The following is a 17,484-nucleotide window of genomic DNA, read 5'->3' as shown; positions in this document are numbered from 1 at the left end:
TGAACATTTTCTGTTATTGAGAACTAACTATCAGGCTGTTGCCAGCTTGGCCTGCTCTTCGCCGCGCTTGAGCATGGCGTAGGAAACACCGGTCAGCAGCGAGCCTGCGGCAATCGCCACGATATACATCATGACGTTGCTGATGGCATGCGGGATGAAGAGCACAAACAGACCGCCGTGGGGCGCCATCAGCTCGCAGCCAAACAGCATGGAGAGTGCACCGGTCAGGGCGCCGCCCACCATACAGGCCGGGATAACGCGCATCGGATCCTTGGCGGCAAACGGAATGGCCCCCTCGGAGATAAAGCACAGACCCAGCACGAAGGAGGCTTTACCCGCTTCCTGCTCCGCCTTGATGAACTTGGTACGGGCCAGGAAGGTGGCAATTCCCATCCCCAGTGCCGGCACCATACCGGCGGCCATCACAGCAGCCATGGGGGCATAGGTTTTGGAGGCCAGCAGGCCGACACCGAAGGCGTAAGCCGCCTTGTTGACCGGGCCGCCCATGTCAAAGCACATCATGGCGCCGATGATGACACCCAGCAGCACGGCGTTGGCAGAGCCCATGTTGTTGAGGAACTCTGTCATGGCATTCATGATGCCAGCCACCGGACCACCCACTACGTAGATCATCACCAGACCGGTAAAGAGGCTGGCCACCAACGGAATGATCAGGATGGGCTTGAGCGCTTCCAGGGTGGTCGGCAAGCGCACCTTGTCGCTCAGGTACTTGGCGCTGTAACCGGCCAGGAAACCGGCCACGATGCCACCGAGGAAACCGGCACCCAGCGAGCTTGCCAGCATACCGCCGATCATGCCGGGAGCGAGACCCGGGCGGTCAGCGATGGAGTAGGCAATGTAACCGGCCAGCACCGGGATCATCAGGGCAAAGGCGGAGCCACCACCGATCTTCATCAGAGCGGCGGCCAGAGTGCCTTCCACCTTGAACGCTTCGATACCGAACACAAACGAGAGCGCGATGATAAGGCCGCCCGCCACCACCATGGGCAGCATGAAGGAGACGCCGGTCAACAGGTGCTTGTAGGGGCCGGCTTTTTCCTCTTTCTTGGGTTGGCTGGCACCGCTGTGGCGATAGGTTTTCGCCTCACTCCAAGCCTTGTCCAGCTCGGCGCGGGTTTTCTTGAGCGCCGCGCCCGTGCTGGTGCGATAGACCGGCTTGCCATCGAAACGGGCCATGTCCACCTCGATATCGGTGGCGAGGAATACCAGATCGGCAGCGGCAATCTCCTCGACGGTCAGGGCATTCTGGGCACCGACCGAGCCTTGGGTCTCGACGCGGATCTGATAACCCAGCTGTTTGGCCATGGTCTCCAGCGCTTCTGCCGACATAAAGGTGTGGGCCACCCCGGTCGGGCAGGCGGTGACTGCGACGATGCGCTTGCCAGCGGCGGCGGGTTTAGCTGCTGCGGGAGCGGCTTGATGACGATAGAGGCTGGCACCGCTGGTTGCGGCCTCCAGCAAGGCAGCCGGATCCTGCAGCGCGAGATCCATGCTGCCCTGATAGACCCGCTTGCCATCATAGGCAGCGAGATCCACCGGAGCGCTGGCGACAACCAGCACCAGGTCGGCGGCGGCAATCTGCTCTTTTGAGGGGTTCTGGCGCGGTTGCACACTGGAGCCGACGTCGAGGGTGAGTTCCCAGCCAGCCAGTTTGGCCTGCTGTTCTATCCGTTTTGCAGCGAGAAAGCTGGTGGCAATGCCCGCCGGGCAAGCCGTAACCAAGATTGCTTTCATTGGGCATCTCCTGAGTTTTCCATTGAAGGGGTATTGCACTGAACCGGTGCCAGCGCATCCAGACGCTCTACGCGCACCTGTTCAAGTAAGGGGTTGAGCACACTGATATCGCTAAAACCGACCGCCACCTGACTGACCGCCAGTGCCGAGACGGCGGTGGCCAGCCGCAGGGTCTGCTCCGGCGCCCAGCCAAGGCTCAGACCATGGGCGAGACCGGCTACCAACGAGTCGCCAGCACCCACAGTGCTGACCACCTGCATCCGCGGCGGAATGGCCTGCCAGACGGCATCCGGGGCAAACCAGATGAGGCCATCGGCGCCGTTGGAGATCACCACGTTGGGGATGCCGCTTGCCTGCAGCGCGCGGGCACACTCGGCCTGCTCGCTCAGGGTCTTGATGGGGCGCCCCGCCCACTGGCTCAGCTCTTCCAGATTGGGTTTGACCAGGGTCGGCGCCGCCTTGATCCCTTCGCTTAACGCCGCGCCGCTGCAATCAAAGATCACCTGCTTGCCCTTGGCCTTGAGCAGACGGATCAGATGGGCGCAGTAATCGGGAGCCACCCCTTTGGGCAGGCTGCCTGCCAGCACGAACCAGTCGGCGTGAGGTGCCAACTCGTCGATGGCCTGCTCCAGCGCGCTCACTTCCCCTTGCTGGATGGTGAGCCCCGGCAGGTTGAGATCGGTGACCCGACCAGACTGCTCGGAGATCTTGACGTTGATGCGGGTGCTGCCCGCGACACGGACAAAGTGATCATCCAGCGCTCGCTCGGCAAACAGGGAGACAAAACTCTGTTCATTGTCAGCGCCCAGCCAACCGGTCACGCCCACGTCGCGGCCCAGATCTTTGAGCACCATGGCGACGTTGATCCCCTTGCCCGCCGCGCGCAGGTTAGCCTCGCTCACCAGATTCACCTCACCCAGGCTCATCGCCTCAAGGCGAGCAGTGAGATCAAGGGCGGGGTTGAGGGTAATGGTGACAATCTTCATCAATGCGCCCCCTCGCCGAGACCAGCGGCGATGGCCTCACCGATCCCCTTGAGGGCGGCTTCGGCATCTGCCCCTTCGGCGCGAAACGACAGACGATGCCCGCACTTGACCCCAAGGCCGATCACCTTCATCAGGCTCTTGGCGGAGACTGCCTCGCCGCTGCCATCCAGATTGGCAACCCGGATGTCTGATTCAAACTCTTTGGCCACCTTGACCAGCATGGCGCCCGGGCGGGCGTGCAGACCGTGGGGGTTGATGATGGTGAAGGTTTCGGAAAGACCGCTCGCGGGGCCCGCTTGCAGCATGGCCAGCCCCTCGCCGCCCGCCAGCGTTGCCAGCTGACCAGCAGCCGCCAGTTTGGCCAGATTCTCCAGTTGCGGCAGATGGCTGCTATCTGCGGCGCACAGCAGCAGCATGGCGCTGACCGGCAGCTCCCCTGCGCGAATTTCGCTGCTGGGCGTTGCCAGCACCCAGCCAGTCTGGGCCGCTTGCGCCCGGGCCAACCAGACGCCCTCGCCCAGATAGGCAGGTTCGCTTGCCAGCAGCGCGCTCACCATGGCGGCATCGCCCCAGCCCGCAGACTTGGCGCGGGCGGCTGCTCCCAGCAGCAGTTGGTCGCGATCATCGGCCGGGAAGTCAGCCAGGCTCAGGTATTGCACCTCTTTGGCGGCAGTGGCGCCAGTCAGGATATTGATGATGGTGTCGGCGTCGGTGGCCTCTTTGAGCTGGGTTGCCGCCTGCTCATCACCCAGCACATGGGTGAGCTGGCGCAAAATGCCCAGATGCTCGTCGGACTTGGCGGCGATACCGATGGCAACATAGGCGATCTGCCCCTCGTCCCACTCGATACCATTGGGGAACTGGGCCACCATGACGCCGGTGCACTTCACCAGATGACGGGTATCGGTGGTGCCGTGGGGAATGGCGATGCCGCTGCCAAGATAGGTGGCATGCTGCGCTTCACGGGCCAGCATCCCATCCACATAGCCCGCTTCCACCAGACCGGCTTCGGTCAGTTTGCCTGCCAGCAGGGCAATGGCGTCCGACTTGGTTGCCACCGACTGTCCCAGCAAGATCTGCTCTCGCGCCAACTTCAACATAGAGACTCTCCATCAGGTTCCGGCCGCGCCGGTACGTCACAATTGAACATTCGGGTAACTCGCCAGCTGACAATAGACCCGATCGCGGTTCACTGTGATCGGGGCCCGATTTTCAGGCCACTGGGTCTCTTGGTTGCTGACAGGCTGAATCGTTTCACTTACACTCAGACTGAATCGTTTCAGCGAATTGATCAAGTACCCACAAAGAGTGCTTTTCAATGATATGATCCCGCGCACACTTTTCGGTGCCCTCACCCGGCAGTGACCGTGGGCCTTGCAACTCAAACAGAGCCAATATGATGAAACTGGATGAAATCGCCGCCCTCGCCGGTGTCTCGCGCACCACGGCAAGCTATGTGATCAATGGCAAGGCCGACCAATACCGCATCAGTCAGGCCACCCGCGACAAGGTGATGGCCGTGGTCACCGCCCATAATTACCAGCCTGACAGCCGCGCAGCCTCCCTGCGCGGCGGCCAGACCAAGACCCTCGGCTTTATCCTGCCCGACCTTGAGAACGCCAGTTACGCCAAGCTGGCCAAGCGGCTGGAACAGGGGGCGCGGGCGCAGGGCTATCAGCTGCTGATCGTCTGCTCTGAAGATGAGCCCGCTACCGAAAAAGAGCTGGCCCAGATGCTGGTGAGCCGTCATGTGGATGCCCTGTTGGTGGCCAGTTGCCTGCCGCCGGACGACCCCTTCTACGGCAAATTGCAGGCGCAAGGCAGCCAGATCCTCGCCATCGACCGGGCGATGGCCGCCGACAAGTTCGTCACCGTCGCCAGTGAAAACGAGAAAGCGAGCTTTGATCTCACCAGTTCCCTGCTCACCCCGACCTTGCGCCATATCGCCTTGATCACCGCGCTGCCAGCACTCACGATCAGTCAGGAGCGAAAAGCGGGTTTCGAGCAGGCGGTCGCCAGTCATCGCGCAGCTCGCCACCTGTGTGAGGGGGATCACTTCTCCCGTCTTGAGGGGTATCGCCTGATCAAAGATCTGCACCAGCAGCTGGGTCAACTGCCCGAAGCGCTGATCACTACCTCCTATATCCTGATGGAGGGGGTACTCGACTACCTGTTGGAGCAAGAGATCGATATGAGCCAGCTCGCCATGGCCACCTTCGGGGACGATCGGCTGCTCGACTTCCTCCCCTTTGGCATCAACTCCCTGCCCCAGCAGCACGACGCGCTGGCCAACCAGGCGCTGGAGCTAGCGCTCAAGGCGGTGAACGGCGACTACCAGAGCGGGCTGCACTATGTGAGCCGCACCCTCAAGCGCCGTCGCTAACCTGACCGTTGCAGACCCGATTTGCTGTCAATGGGTGGGTAAAGCGAACAGATGACAATAAGGCTGCCAGGATTGGCAGCCTTATTGTTTTTCCCCACAACCCTACCCGCCCGCTTTGCTTTCTCTACCGTCTGCCCGACTAAACAACCGGCCTCCACACTCCTTTCACCCCGCAACTAAACGCCAATACCACGACAAGGCACTCCCCCATGCGTGCTGCAACCACTTGGCTGACCTGTATCAATAGCCCCTGCCAGTCATTTTTTCGGTGCCTTTTTCTGCAATTAGCCATCACTGTCATCATTTATTTCCACTTGTTGCCACCAGCCAGCACAAGATCCGCATAAAAGGGGTTGTTTCCGCTATTTTGATCCGCTAACGTGGCAACCATCTTTTACAACTGACAGGTTTTAGGTACAGATGTTCCCGTTCCGATATTGCTAGCCTCCGGCCCTATCACCGGAGGCACCTTCTGATAACGCCAATTGGCCCCCTCTTGTTGACGTCACTGCTGACATCGCCTGTTTGCACTGACACCGCTACGTTCGGATGGATAACATGAATACCAAAACTCTGGGTTGTACCCTGTTGATTGCCGGTACCACCATAGGTGCCGGCATGCTGGCCCTGCCGCTGGCCTCCTCCTCCCTCGGCGGCCCCGCCACCCTGATGTTGATGGTCGGCCTGTGGGCCCTGATGGCCTTCACCGCCATGCTGCAAGTAGAGGCAAGCCTCAACACCGGCAAGTGGTACCTGCACCAGCTGGCGGATCATCTGCTCGGCCCCTGGGGCAAGCGCATCGCCTCCTTCTGTATCCTGATGCTGTTCTACTCGCTGGCCTCCGCCTACATCAGCGGCGGTAGCAGCCTGCTGGCACAGGCGCTGGCCGATGCAGGCATGACCCTCAGCCAAGAGCAGGCCGCTTGGGCCTTTACCCTGCTGTTTGGCGGCATGGTCTGTGTCGGCACCCGCTCGGTGGATTACCTCAACCGGCTGATGTTCACCGTCAAACTGGTGATTATGGTGGTGGTGCTGGCGTTGCTGCTGCCCCGCACCGAAGGTCAGCATCTGCTCTCGATGCCGCTGGGTCAGGGCCTGTTGCTGGCGGGCCTGCCGGTCATCTTCACCTCGTTCGGCTTTCACGGCTCCATTCCGAGCGTGATGCTTTACCTCGGTGACTGCCCCAAGCAGTTGCGTCGGGTCTTTGTCTGGGGCTCAGCCCTGCCGCTGATCCTCTACGTGCTGTGGCAGGTGGCGATCCTCGGTCTGCTCGGCCAGCAAGCCCTGCTGCAAACCGGCGGTGCACTGGACAGCCTGCTGGCCAACGTCGGCAAGCTGGTGAGCTGGCCTGCGTTTAATCAGGCGATGCACCTGTTTGCCGATCTGGCGCTCGCCACCTCCTTCCTCGGGGTAACGCTGGGGCTGTTCGACTTTATGGCCAAGGTAACCCGCCGCAAGGACAACTGGCAGGGCCGCACCCAGACTGGCCTCATCACCTTTGTGCCGCCATTGCTATTTGCACTCTACTTCCCGCAGGGCTTTATCATGGCGCTGGGCTACGCCGCCATTGCGCTGGCGATCCTCGCGGTACTGCTGCCGGTGGCGCTGGTGTGGCAGAGCCGCAAACAGGCGCCAGCCCACCACTACCGCGCCCCGGGTGGCGTAGTGGCGCTGGGAGTGGCCGCCGCCATGGGCGTGCTGATCGTCGGCGTCCAGATCAGCGTCAGCCTTGGAATGCTGCCAGCGCTGTAATCCCCGATACTAAACGCCCCAAATAGCCAAGCCCCGCCAATTAACTTGACGGGGCTTTTTGTTGGAAAAGAAATCAATTGGATACAGGCATCCACCATTAATTAAGAGAGCGCCCCTTACCAAACAAACACCCAAACCTTCAGCTATATACCGACCTTTTTACTACACAACCCTGAATAATCAGTTCAAAAACCGTTCATGCCCCTTCGCTACACTGCCCGCTCGTTTATCGCTATCAGGAGTTTGAAAACAATGATGTTGCACCTCAAGAAGAGCACCCTTGCCCTCGTCCTGCTTGCCGCCAGCGGCGCACTTAGCGCAGCCGAAATCGCCAACAACAATATTACCGAGGCGGAGATCAAGGCCGCGCAGGATGGTTGGGGCGCGGCGCTTATCAAGATCAGCGATGACTATCGCGCCGGTGGGATTGAGCGCGCCAAGGCGACCGCCGAGTCGGTGCTCGACAGGGCTTATGGCTACCAGCAAGGGCCGGTGCTGTTCAAACCCACCCTTGCCGGTGGCGAGCAGACCTTTCGCACCAACCGCGAGGGGGCGCTGGCCTACTTTGTCGGCAACAACAGCGCCTACCCCACCGACAAAGGGTTCGCCCTGAAAAACTGGCAGAGCTATCGCTATGACAATGCCGCCGTCTATATCAACGGCGACATGGCGCTGACCATGGGCAAGGTGCATCTGGTGGATCGCGACAACAAGGAGACCACTGTCGACAAGACTTGGGGTTTCAAGAAGGGGGATGATGGCAAGGTGCGCATCGTGCTGCACCACTCCTCCCTCCCTTATGAGGGGTAATGACGGGGCCCTGCTCTGCCCACCATCAATATGATCAAAAAACAGCCCTGCCACCTCGGCAGGGCTGTTTTTTTGCGCCTGCGCTTGGCAGATGGCAAGTGAATAGATGACGGTCGTGCTAAAGCAGTTTGCTGCTACCCTCAAGGCAAACCATTGAGATGCCGAGCAATATCGCGTCTCTGAACACCAGCCACTCGTTATCATCACACAAGGAGCCAGATACCATGACCATACTGCCTGTTTACGCGGCCCTGCTCGCGCTGCTGTTTGTGTTGCTGAGCATTCGTACCATTCGCACCCGCCATAGTCGCAAGGTGGCACTCGGCCATGGCGATGATCCCGCCATGCTGCGGGCCATGCGGGTACACGCCAACTTTGCCGAATATGTCCCCCTCGCCCTGCTGCTGGTCTATTTCGTTGAAACCGGCAGCCATGCCCCCTGGCTGGTTCATTTGTTGGGGATTGCCTTGCTGCTTGGCCGCCTCTGCCATGCATTTGGCATGAGCCGCACGCCGGAGAACTTCCGTTATCGGGTGGCGGGAATGGGGCTGACCTTCACTGTGATCCTGGTGAGCACCGTCCATATCCTGATCACTGCGCTGCTCCCCTGACCCGGCCGTTACGAATAGCTGGCGAAGCGGTCTGGCAGCCATCCCAATCGGCTATTCTTCACTGCACAGATAGTCGCAACAGTTCTGCTTGAACAAGCCCGATTCAGGAGTGCTATATGAAGTGGATTGGCTGGTTACTGCTTGTCGGGCTGACTCCCGTTGCCCACGCAACCCCGCTAAAGCTGGCGGCAGCGGTCGAACACACTGCGATATTGCGCCCTTTTATTCATGACTGGTTTGGCCGGGCCGGCATCGACTTTCAGTTGATCCCCTGCACCTATGCCCGCTGCGAAAAGTTGATTGAGGCAGAGCATGCCGTCGATGGCGATATGGCCCGGATCAAGGGCTTTGATGAGACCTATCCCCACTTGCTGCAGATCAGTGCCCCCATCTCGGAGGCGGCGATTTATGGTCAGCCAAGGGATAACCCGAGCTGGCCCCCTGCCAAGGGTACCGTGATTGGCTGCCTGCGTGGCATCCAGTGGTGCGAGCGCTTCCTCGGTAACTATCAGGTCATCTGGTTGAACGATGAGAAGCAGGGGCTTGCCCAACTGCATCGAGGCAAAGTGAACTGGCTCATCAAGATGCGCCCCGCCTCTCAACCTGCACTGGCATCCCCCTGGCAGAAGATCACCAAAGAGCAGGTCTTTCTCTACCTCGATAAAAAGCACCGGGCGGAAATTGCGGCCCTGCTCAAGGTACAGCTGGCGTTTATCAATAACGGCCGCTGGCTGGCGATGCAAAAGCAGTACCTCTCCGCCATCTAGCGTTGCTCTCGCTGCACCACACAGTGCCGATTGCATGGCTGAAAAAACAAAAAGCCCTGCCAGATTGGCAGGGCTTTTTCAGTCAACCGCACAGCTGGGGAGTCAAGCTCCCGAGCCGCTTACTGGTTGTGGGTAGAGCGACGTGGACGACGGGCCTGAGCCGGTTTGCCAGCGCCATCAGCCGGACGCTGACCACCTTGCGGCTTGGGCTTGCCACCGTTACCGGTACGTGCACCACCCGCATTGCCATTGGAGGCGGAACGACCGGCCCCCTGACGCTGGCCTTGACCTTGCGGACGCGGCGCACGGCGCTGCTCGCTCGGATCACGAGGCTCTTTGCGCAGCGGCGCGCCGATACCACGGGCGATGTTGTCCAAGGTCTCGCGGGAGGCTTCAAAACCGGCTACCTGCTCGCACGGGATGTTCTGCTTGGTCAGACGCTCGATGGCTTTGATGAGCTTGCCTTCATCGGCCGCGACCAGGGAGATGGCGTGACCGGCAGCACCGGCACGGCCGGTACGACCGATACGGTGCACGTAATCTTCTGCCACGTTCGGCAGCTCGAAGTTGACTACCTGCGGCAACTTGTCGATGTCCAGACCACGGGCGGCGATGTCGGTCGCCACCAGCACCTTGACGCTACCATCCTTGAAACCGGCCAGTGCGCGAGTACGGGCACCCTGGCTCTTGTTGCCGTGGATGGCGGCGGCGCTGACGCCGTTCTTGTCAAGGGTTTCGGCAACACGGTTGGCCATGTGCTTGGTACGGGTGAACACCAGTACCTGCTGCCAGTTGTTGCTGGTGACCAGATGGCTCAGCAGCGCGATCTTGTTGGCCTTGTCGCACGGATGCACCAGCTGCTCGATACGCTCGGCAGTGCTGTTGCGCGGGGCGACTTCGATCACCGCCGGGTTATCCAGCAAACCGGTGGCCAGTTCGCGGATCTCGTCGGCGAAGGTGGCGGAGAAGAGCAGGTTCTGGCGCTTCTTCGGCATCAGGGCCAGGATGCGGCGGATGTCGCGAATAAAGCCCATGTCGAGCATGCGATCCGCTTCGTCCAGTACCAGGATTTCCACCTCGTCGAACTTGACGGCGTTCTGGTTGTAAAGATCCATCAGGCGGCCAGGACAGGCCACCAGCACGTCCAGACCACGGCGAGTAGCCATCATCTGCGGATTGATGCTGACGCCGCCGAAGACAACATGGCTGCGCATCGGCAGGTGTTTGCCGTAGTTACGCACACTCTCGCCCACCTGGGCGGCCAGCTCGCGAGTCGGGGTCAGCACCAGCGCACGAATGCGGTTCGGAGACACCTTGCGCTTGCTCTCCATCAGACGTTGCAGCATCGGCAGGGTAAAGCCTGCGGTCTTGCCGGTCCCTGTTTGGGCCGCCGCCATCAGATCGCGGCCAGCCAGAACGGCGGGGATCGCTTGCTGCTGAATGGGAGACGGGGTGTCGTAGCCTTGTTCGGCAACGGCACGCAACAAGGGTTCGGCCAGACCGAGGGAAGTAAAACTCATAATTACCTGCTAGAGATAGGGGCGCCGGGGATTTGTGGTGGGGCTCCTCTGCTGAGCCGATGCCATCTCACAAGATCTGGGCCTATTGAGAAAACAACGATTTCCCCGGGGAGCAGAGCAAAGGGGAAAGAATAGAGGCGCAGTCTAACGGAGTTGCCCGGGATAAACGAGAAAAATGTGATGCTCCTCCCAGCACGAACAGAAAATCCCCCTCCTGCCCCCCGAATAATCCCGTTGATTGATGTAGCACGCACCACACTATTAACTGGCAACACAATATCAGCCCTCGCAGGCATGGCTCGCAGGGCAAAAGCACGGGATAAAAGAACACAATAACGAGGTTTAGCTATGACCACGCCATATCGTCCCCGCGGCAGCTGGCAGGCAAGGATTGGCCTGCTGCTTCTGCTGCTAAGCCCTGCGCTGCAGGCCAGTCAGACTCTGACCGTGGCCTGGAGCCACTGGCCCCCCTTCAGCCAAATCAACAACCGGGGTGAGCTGGATGGGCTGGATGTCAGCCTGACCCGCCAGATCCTCACCCAGGCGGGCTTTGCCCCCAAGTTTCGCGAGCTTCCCTGGGCGCGGGCACTGCATCTGGTAGAACACGATCAGCTGGATGTGGCGATGGCCGCCCTCTCTCTGCCGGAGCGCCAGAGTTATGCCCGCTTCTCGACCCCCTACCGCCAGAGTGCCTATGTGCTGCTGAGCAATGACCCGATTCCCGGCCATCAGGATCGCTGGGCGCAGCTCGATAATCTGCCCGCGCTGTGCAACGAGAAAGGGCTCAAGATAGGCAAGTTGCGCGGCACCCGCCCCATGCATCAGATGGATAGCTGCCCGGCGCTTAAAATGGCGACCGAATACAACGCCGATGAGCGGATGATCGATCTGCTGCTGGCCCGCCGCCTCGATGGCATCATCATGGAGTGGCAATATGCCCGCTACCGGCTGGCCCAGCTGGGGGCCGAAGAGTTTATCAGCTGCCAACTGTTGCTACACCACCAGCCGGTCAGCCTGATGTTTGCCAAAAACAGCGTGAGCGAAGAACAGATCCTCAAAGTCAACGAGGCCATTCATGCCTTGCCCAAACCCCACAACAAGTTCTCACCCCCCAGGTGTCGCCTCAATGCCGATCCGGGCGCCGCGGATCTGCTGACCCGCACCCTCCGCAAGCAATAACGGGATAAGCCGCCACCTGAAATAGCAAAGGCGACCCGAAGGTCGCCTTTTTGGTATTGTCGAACTTGATCTCCTGACTGATGGTGATCAGTCGATAAGCAGCAACAGCGATCAGCGCAGCTGCGGGGTATGGGTCAACACCCCCTGGTTCTGGGCGCGATGGCGCAGCAGGTGATCCATCAACACCAGTGCCAGCATGGCTTCAGCGATGGGCACGGCGCGGATGCCGACACAAGGATCGTGACGACCCTTGGTGATCATCTCGATGGCCTCGCCTTCGGTATTGATGGTCTTGCCCGGCACAGTGATGCTGGAAGTCGGTTTGAGCGCCATGCTTACAACGATATCCTGACCTGACGAGATCCCACCCAGAATGCCGCCCGCATGGTTGCTGGCAAAGCCTGCCGGGGTCATCTCGTCGCGATGCTCGGAGCCTTTTTGCTCCACTACCGCAAAGCCGTCACCGATCTCCACCCCTTTCACCGCATTGATGCCCATCATGGCATGGGCAATGTCGGCGTCGAGGCGATCAAACACCGGCTCACCGAGACCCACCGGCACATTGCGCGCAATGACCTGCACCTTAGCACCGATACTGTTGCCCTCTTTTTTCAGGTCACGCATGTATTGATCGAGCTCTTCCAGCTTGCCCGCATCGGGGAAGAAGAAGGGATTCTGCTCAATCTGCACCGCGTCAAACGCCTCAGCCTTGATGGGACCGAGCTGGGAGAGAAAACCGGTGATCTCTATGCCATGCACCTGTTTCAGGTACTTCTTGGCAATGGCCCCCGCCGCTACCCGCATCGCGGTCTCGCGTGCCGAGGAGCGACCACCGCCGCGATAGTCCCGCTGACCATACTTCTGGTGATAGGTGTAGTCAGCGTGACCCGGCCGGAACAGATCCTTGATGTCGGAGTAATCCTTGGAGCGCTGATCGGTATTCTCGATGAGCAGCCCGATGGAGGTGCCGGTGGTCTTGCCCTCGAACACCCCGGAGAGGATCTTCACCTCATCCGGCTCACGGCGCGGCGTGGTGTAGCGGGAAGTGCCCGGCTTTCGCCGATCCAGATCCCCCTGCAGATCCGCCTCGCTGATCTCCAGCCCCGGCGGGCAGCCATCAACCACGGCGCCCAGCGCCAGGCCGTGGCTCTCGCCAAAGGTAGTGACCCGAAAGAGTTGACCAAAACTGTTCCCTGCCATGCGCGCTCCTGCTTAGTTCTTGTAGATGGCGAAATGATCCTGATACTGCACCAGCTCGTCACGGCTCATCACAAAGACGCCGTGGCCGCCGTTTTCGAATTCAACCCAGGTAAAGGGGATCTCGGGGAACTGGGCTTCCAGATGGATCATGCTGTTGCCCACTTCGACCACCAGCACGCCGTTATCCTTGAGGAAATCTGCCGCATGGGCCAGCAGACGCTTGGTCAGCTTGAGACCATCGGAGCCGGACGCCAGCGCCAGCTCGGGCTCGTGACGGAACTCGTCCGGCAGATCCGACATATCTTCGGAGTCCACATAGGGCGGGTTGGAGACGATGAGATCGTACTTGTCGCCCGCCGGCAGATCGCGGAACAGATCGGAGCGGATCGGAATGACCTGCTGCTCCAGCCCGTGATCGTTGATGTTGCGCTCGGCCACGTTCAGCGCATCAATGCTGATGTCGATGGCATCGACTTCCGCTTCCGGGAACTCGTGGGCCATGATGATGGCGATGCAACCGGAGCCAGTGCACAAGTCCATGATCCGGGTCGGTTCATGTTTGAGGAAGGGCGCGAAGCGGTTGGCCACCATCTCCGCAATGGGAGAACGGGGAATGAGCACCCGCTCGTCCACGTAGAACTCCCAACCGGCATACCAGGCCTTGTTGGTCAGGTAGGCAGCCGGTACCCGCTCCTGTACGCGGCGGATAATCAGCTCGGCGATACGGTGACGCTCGCTGCTGGTGAGACGGGAGTGGCGCATGGCCGGGTCTACATCCGGTGGCAGATGTAACGCGGGCAGTACCAGCTGCACAGCTTCATCCCAGGCGTTGTCGGTTCCATGACCGTAAAAAATCCCGGCGTCGTTGAAACGACTCATGGCCCAACGCAACATGTCCTGGATGGTGTGCATCTCGGCAACCACCTCATCGATAAATATCTTGTCCAAATCCACCTCCAAGTCGAGTAATATCCGGCCCGAGCCCCGTTTACGTTGCGGGCAAGACGCATACCTAATACATGAGCATCTGATGAAAAAAACGCCCTCACCGACAGACGAGGAAACCCTGCTGTTCCGCGATGCGATAAAAGGTACCCGGAAAATCAAGCAAGATACCATAAGGGCCGAGTTACGCCCGGTCAAGCAGAAACGCGAATTGCGCGAAACCCGCGAAAAGCTTGGGGTTGACCACTATTTCAGCGATGAGTATCAGCCCCATCTCGACGATGATGGGCCGACCCGTTACGTGCGGGAAGATGTGTCAAAATTCGAGCTGAAAAAGCTCAAGCGAGGCATTTATCCGCCGGAGATCTATCTCGATCTGCACGGCATGAATCAGCAGCAGGCAAAACAGGAGCTGGCCGCCCTGCTCACCCTCTGCCAGAAAGAGAACATTCACGTCGCCTCGGTGATGCACGGCATCGGCAAACATATTCTCAAGGAGCGCATTCCCAGCTGGCTGGCCCAGCACCCCAATGTTCGCGCCTTCCATCAGGCCCCCCGCGAATGGGGCGGCGACAGCGCCATTCTGGTGTTGCTGGATATCGAAGAGTAGTTAGCCAAACGACCACACTATACTGAATATCAATATGTTATTCGCCGTGGAGGTCGCATGTTTACACAGGGTTCCCATGCCGACATAAAGTCATCTCTCGACGCCATCGGCGCTGCCGTAGCGGTGTTCAGCCTCGACAAGGATGATCACTTTGTGCTGGTCTCTGCCAACGATACCTTTGCCAAGGCGTTCGAGCTGGATGTCCTTGGCAGCATTGGCAAACAGCTGAGCGAGATGTTTCCCCGCTACATCACCAATACCATCGAGCCGCCAATGCACGAATGTGTGCGCATGCAGACCGGGCTCGAGAGCGAGCTGCCCATCGACAGCCTCTCGCGCACCAGTTGGTGGCGCTTTATTCTCTCCCCGATCATCCCCGAGCAGACACGGATCAACCGGATCATCGTCACCGCCATCGACATCACCGCCAGGATGCAGCTGGAAGAGGCGCTCACCACCAGTCGCCGTCGCTTCGAGGCAGTGGTCAACTCCGCCTATGACGGCATCATCAGTGTCAGCAGCGAGTCACGCATCGAGCTTATCAACACAGCCGCCTGCGAGATGTTCGGCATCGACGAAAGCTATCTCGGCAAGCGGCTGGAAACCCTGCTTCCCCAGCGTTTTCGCGCCAATCACGAGACCTATTTCAAAGCCTTCAGCAGCTCCCCCATCAATTCGCGCCCGATGCATGCCCGCGCCTCGGTGATGGGGCTGCGCCGCGATGGCAGCGAATTTCCGCTGGAGGTGACCATCGCCAAGATCAATCTGGGCCCGACCACCGAGATGACCGCCATCTTGCGGGATATCTCGGAGCGAGCCCGACTGGTGGAGGAGTTGAAGGTTGCCGCTACCACGGATCCCCTCACCGGCATTGCCAACCGGCGCCGCTTCAACGAGCTGGTCAACGCCGAGATGCAGCGCTGCCAGCGTTTCGGCCATACCATGAGCCTGCTGCTGATCGATATCGACCACTTCAAGGAAGTCAACGACACCTTTGGCCATCAGCAGGGGGATTTGGCGATCCTGAGTCTGGTGAAACGGATCAGCAAACAGCTGCGGGAGGTGGACATGCTGGGTCGCTGGGGTGGCGAAGAGTTTATCGTGCTGCTGCCGGAAACCTCCCTCGAGCTCGCCTGGGCCAGCGCCGAGCGGATCAGGCTCGCCATCGAATCCCAGCACCATGCACTGGACGGGGCTCTTGAGATCTCCCTCACCATCAGTATCGGGATCAGCGCCAGCAAGGGCAGCCATGACACTGTAGAGAAGATGGTTAGACGAGCCGACACCGCCCTCTATCTGGCCAAAAAGCAGGGGCGCAACTGCTGCCGCAAAGAGGAGCAGGAGCCGACTTAAGGACGCACGCCCCTGCCCTCTGGTGACACTGCTAACCTGTGCCTGCAGAGATAGCCAACCGCAGCGAACACAATAAAGCAGCGCGACTCTCTTCAGTAGCGCTGCTTTATTCGTTCTGCCTTTGGTGCACTCTTCAATCACCACCATCAAGAGGACGGCTAAAGCGCAGTGGACCACCATCAGCCAGAGAGAGCCTCACCGACAGCATGCCGCCGTTGGGCAATTGCCACTCGAAGAAGTCATCAAATCCGGCAATCGTTACGGCGCGGATCACCTTGGCGACGACACCATGCGCCACCAGTAGTATCCGCTCCCCTTGCATGGTCGAAGCAAGTTCCGTGAGTCCCTGCGAGACTCGGGCAATCACCTCATCAATGGTTTCACCACCGGGAGGAGCTTCAGCCCAGCGCCGGGTGATATTGCGCGCCCACAGTTCGGGATAGCGTGTTCTTGCCTCTACCTGCGTCAGCCCTTCAAACTGACCGACATCCCGCTCACGAAAGGCTGGCACAAGCTCCACAGGCAATCCCAACTGGCGAGACAAGATGGCAGCGCTCTCCCTTGTTCGAAGCAGAGGAGATGCCAGCAACCGATCAAACGGCTGCTGTGCCACAGCCACCTTCTCAGCCAGACTAGAGATCTGGTGCACGCCATCGTCATTGAGCCCGATATCCAACGCGCCCTGATAACGCCCTTCCGCATTGGCCTGCGTCTCGCCATGGCGGATAACTACCAGCTCCATGTCAACCTCCCTTGTTGGGGCTACCTTGGTTTTACTTCCCTTTGCGATAACGGGGATGCTCGTCCTGGATCGACAACCAAGGCAGCTGGCTGTCGGTATGGATGTGATAGGTTGGCGCAACAGCCTCTGGATTATCGAGAGAGGCGATAGCCAACGTGAGATAGTCAGGGTACTGGGTGCTGCGATACGTGAGGGTGGAGCCACACTCGGCGCAAAATCCCCGTCGGATAAAATCTGAAGACGCATACTCGGTCGGTTTGCCGCATAACCACTGCACCTGTTCGGCGTGAAAGTCCATCCAGGCCCCGACCGGTGCCCCCGTGGTGCGCTGGCAATCCCGACAGTGACAAAAATCGGCCGCAAAAGGTGCAGTCAGCATCTCATAACGGATCGCCCCGCAATGACAACCCCCCTTCATCTCGCCCCCTCGTTGCAATGTTGCACAAGCCAAAGAGATTACCAATATAAACCGGCCGTTTACATCTATTTTCTCAAGGGAATAAGCGACAATGTACCGAGATAAAGCTGAGTGATATAGCAAGACCTCACCATTTCAGGTGATAAATGACAGTTTACCAATAGAGAAGATACTCCTCATATTCGCTATGAGATGTTTCATTTTATGGTGGAAAATGAATTCGCAAGTAGCGCACTACACTCATCATAAGACGCTAGTTTATGGGGGCTAACGAACCTGAATATAAATTTTATTCTTAACTTTGATTCAACACTATTTCATTTCAGTTTTCAGATAGAAACTCACCTTATCAGTTAGAACATAAGAACCATTGAAAATACAAGATAATATTCAGTAATGCACTGTTGATAATTAACGAGGAGAAGGAGTTATCCGCCCTCTCCTCTTTGGGAG

General features: G+C 59.3%; 16 protein-coding genes. 8 read left to right on the top strand and 8 right to left on the bottom strand.

From position 1 onward, the window contains the following. Positions 1–30: 30 nt before the first annotated feature. From fruA to fruB, 3 genes are read right to left on the bottom strand one after another with little or no spacing between them, the layout of a single operon-like run. On the bottom strand, positions 31–1,755 hold the full coding sequence (gene fruA, locus AB5Z09_RS20495; protein ID WP_368196099.1) for a PTS fructose transporter subunit IIBC: 1,725 nt from the start codon (positions 1,753–1,755) through the stop codon (positions 31–33). Beyond that, a complete protein-coding gene (gene pfkB, locus AB5Z09_RS20490; RefSeq protein WP_368196098.1) occupies positions 1,752–2,741 on the bottom strand; it encodes a 1-phosphofructokinase in 990 nt (329 codons plus the stop codon). Before pfkB ends, fruA begins: the two co-directional genes overlap by 4 nt. Further along, positions 2,741–3,841 (bottom strand): fused PTS fructose transporter subunit IIA/HPr protein, encoded by a 1,101-nt coding sequence (fruB, locus tag AB5Z09_RS20485; RefSeq protein WP_368196097.1) that lies wholly within the window; start codon positions 3,839–3,841, stop codon positions 2,741–2,743. The genes pfkB and fruB overlap by 1 nt, the downstream gene beginning before the upstream one ends. Positions 3,842–4,137: 296 nt before the next feature. Here fruB and cra point away from each other — a divergent pair, with 296 nt between their 5' ends. From cra to AB5Z09_RS20460, 5 genes are all read left to right on the top strand, one after another. Continuing rightward, the gene (cra, locus tag AB5Z09_RS20480; protein ID WP_368196096.1) at positions 4,138–5,124 is read left to right on the top strand and encodes a catabolite repressor/activator; all 987 of its coding nucleotides are present in this window, start codon (positions 4,138–4,140) and stop codon (positions 5,122–5,124) included. Between the two features lie 558 nt (positions 5,125–5,682). Continuing rightward, positions 5,683–6,876 carry an aromatic amino acid transport family protein gene (locus tag AB5Z09_RS20475; RefSeq protein ID WP_047435317.1) on the top strand — a complete coding sequence of 398 codons (1,194 nt, stop codon included), beginning with the start codon at positions 5,683–5,685 and terminating at the stop codon, positions 6,874–6,876. A gap of 252 nt (positions 6,877–7,128) precedes the next feature. Further along, positions 7,129–7,686, top strand: a complete 558-nt coding sequence (locus tag AB5Z09_RS20470) for a hypothetical protein (RefSeq protein ID WP_335831162.1) — start codon at positions 7,129–7,131, stop codon at positions 7,684–7,686. A 224-nt stretch (positions 7,687–7,910) separates the two neighbouring features. Continuing rightward, entirely contained in the window at positions 7,911–8,297 is a 387-nt protein-coding gene (locus tag AB5Z09_RS20465) for an MAPEG family protein (protein ID WP_005360405.1), read from the top strand. 116 nt (positions 8,298–8,413) lie between these two features. Next, positions 8,414–9,064 carry a hypothetical protein gene (locus AB5Z09_RS20460; protein WP_368196095.1) on the top strand — a complete coding sequence of 217 codons (651 nt, stop codon included), beginning with the start codon at positions 8,414–8,416 and terminating at the stop codon, positions 9,062–9,064. A gap of 119 nt (positions 9,065–9,183) precedes the next feature. On the opposite strand, the gene AB5Z09_RS20455 is transcribed toward AB5Z09_RS20460, so the two are convergent. Next, positions 9,184–10,584 (bottom strand): DEAD/DEAH box helicase, encoded by a 1,401-nt coding sequence (locus AB5Z09_RS20455; RefSeq protein ID WP_005333194.1) that lies wholly within the window; start codon positions 10,582–10,584, stop codon positions 9,184–9,186. A gap of 348 nt (positions 10,585–10,932) precedes the next feature. Here AB5Z09_RS20455 and AB5Z09_RS20450 point away from each other — a divergent pair, with 348 nt between their 5' ends. Next, positions 10,933–11,763 carry a substrate-binding periplasmic protein gene (locus tag AB5Z09_RS20450; RefSeq protein WP_368196094.1) on the top strand — a complete coding sequence of 277 codons (831 nt, stop codon included), beginning with the start codon at positions 10,933–10,935 and terminating at the stop codon, positions 11,761–11,763. Positions 11,764–11,874: 111 nt separating this feature from the next. Here AB5Z09_RS20450 and aroC read toward each other — a convergent pair whose 3' ends face one another. Both aroC and prmB read right to left on the bottom strand, forming a co-directional pair. Beyond that, on the bottom strand, positions 11,875–12,963 hold the full coding sequence (gene aroC / locus AB5Z09_RS20445) for a chorismate synthase (RefSeq protein WP_005333196.1): 1,089 nt from the start codon (positions 12,961–12,963) through the stop codon (positions 11,875–11,877). Between the two features lie 12 nt (positions 12,964–12,975). Next, positions 12,976–13,911, bottom strand: coding sequence for a 50S ribosomal protein L3 N(5)-glutamine methyltransferase (prmB, locus tag AB5Z09_RS20440; RefSeq protein ID WP_236267394.1), 936 nt, complete (start codon positions 13,909–13,911; stop codon positions 12,976–12,978). A gap of 82 nt (positions 13,912–13,993) precedes the next feature. Between prmB and smrB the strand changes: the two genes are divergently transcribed. Beyond that, positions 13,994–14,518 (top strand): endonuclease SmrB, encoded by a 525-nt coding sequence (smrB, locus tag AB5Z09_RS20435; RefSeq protein WP_368196093.1) that lies wholly within the window; start codon positions 13,994–13,996, stop codon positions 14,516–14,518. Positions 14,519–14,575: 57 nt separating this feature from the next. Further along, positions 14,576–15,871 (top strand): diguanylate cyclase, encoded by a 1,296-nt coding sequence (locus AB5Z09_RS20430; protein ID WP_123173034.1) that lies wholly within the window; start codon positions 14,576–14,578, stop codon positions 15,869–15,871. Positions 15,872–16,004: 133 nt separating this feature from the next. On the opposite strand, the gene AB5Z09_RS20425 is transcribed toward AB5Z09_RS20430, so the two are convergent. Together AB5Z09_RS20425 and AB5Z09_RS20420 are read right to left on the bottom strand one after the other, a co-directional pair. Continuing rightward, complete coding sequence (locus AB5Z09_RS20425) at positions 16,005–16,613, bottom strand: histidine phosphatase family protein (RefSeq protein ID WP_123173033.1); 609 nt, start codon at positions 16,611–16,613, stop codon at positions 16,005–16,007. 31 nt (positions 16,614–16,644) lie between these two features. Beyond that, a complete protein-coding gene (locus AB5Z09_RS20420) occupies positions 16,645–17,031 on the bottom strand; it encodes a GFA family protein (protein ID WP_019445125.1) in 387 nt (128 codons plus the stop codon). Positions 17,032–17,484 lie beyond the last annotated feature (453 nt).

The sequence above is a fragment of the Aeromonas sp. R2-2 genome (genome assembly GCF_040908355.1).
In the GTDB taxonomy this organism is placed as follows: domain Bacteria; phylum Pseudomonadota; class Gammaproteobacteria; order Enterobacterales; family Aeromonadaceae; genus Aeromonas; species Aeromonas veronii.
The sequence above is the reverse complement of the archived record's forward strand: the minus strand, read 5'-3'. Positions and strand labels throughout refer to the sequence as shown.

Bases quoted from the DNA above. Each gene is read 5' to 3' on its own strand.
- fruA (WP_368196099.1), bottom strand. From the start codon at position 1,755: ATGAAAGCAATCTTGGTTACGGCTTGCCCGGCGGGCATTGCCACCAGC.
- pfkB (WP_368196098.1), bottom strand. From the start codon at position 2,741: ATGAAGATTGTCACCATTACCCTCAACCCCGCCCTTGATCTCACTGCT.
- fruB (WP_368196097.1), bottom strand. From the start codon at position 3,841: ATGTTGAAGTTGGCGCGAGAGCAGATCTTGCTGGGACAGTCGGTGGCA.
- cra (WP_368196096.1), top strand. From the start codon at position 4,138: ATGATGAAACTGGATGAAATCGCCGCCCTCGCCGGTGTCTCGCGCACC.
- AB5Z09_RS20475 (WP_047435317.1), top strand. From the start codon at position 5,683: ATGAATACCAAAACTCTGGGTTGTACCCTGTTGATTGCCGGTACCACC.
- AB5Z09_RS20470 (WP_335831162.1), top strand. From the start codon at position 7,129: ATGATGTTGCACCTCAAGAAGAGCACCCTTGCCCTCGTCCTGCTTGCC.
- AB5Z09_RS20465 (WP_005360405.1), top strand. From the start codon at position 7,911: ATGACCATACTGCCTGTTTACGCGGCCCTGCTCGCGCTGCTGTTTGTG.
- AB5Z09_RS20460 (WP_368196095.1), top strand. From the start codon at position 8,414: ATGAAGTGGATTGGCTGGTTACTGCTTGTCGGGCTGACTCCCGTTGCC.
- AB5Z09_RS20455 (WP_005333194.1), bottom strand. From the start codon at position 10,584: ATGAGTTTTACTTCCCTCGGTCTGGCCGAACCCTTGTTGCGTGCCGTT.
- AB5Z09_RS20450 (WP_368196094.1), top strand. From the start codon at position 10,933: ATGACCACGCCATATCGTCCCCGCGGCAGCTGGCAGGCAAGGATTGGC.
- aroC (WP_005333196.1), bottom strand. From the start codon at position 12,963: ATGGCAGGGAACAGTTTTGGTCAACTCTTTCGGGTCACTACCTTTGGC.
- smrB (WP_368196093.1), top strand. From the start codon at position 13,994: ATGAAAAAAACGCCCTCACCGACAGACGAGGAAACCCTGCTGTTCCGC.
- AB5Z09_RS20430 (WP_123173034.1), top strand. From the start codon at position 14,576: ATGTTTACACAGGGTTCCCATGCCGACATAAAGTCATCTCTCGACGCC.
- AB5Z09_RS20425 (WP_123173033.1), bottom strand. From the start codon at position 16,613: ATGGAGCTGGTAGTTATCCGCCATGGCGAGACGCAGGCCAATGCGGAA.
- AB5Z09_RS20420 (WP_019445125.1), bottom strand. From the start codon at position 17,031: ATGAAGGGGGGTTGTCATTGCGGGGCGATCCGTTATGAGATGCTGACT.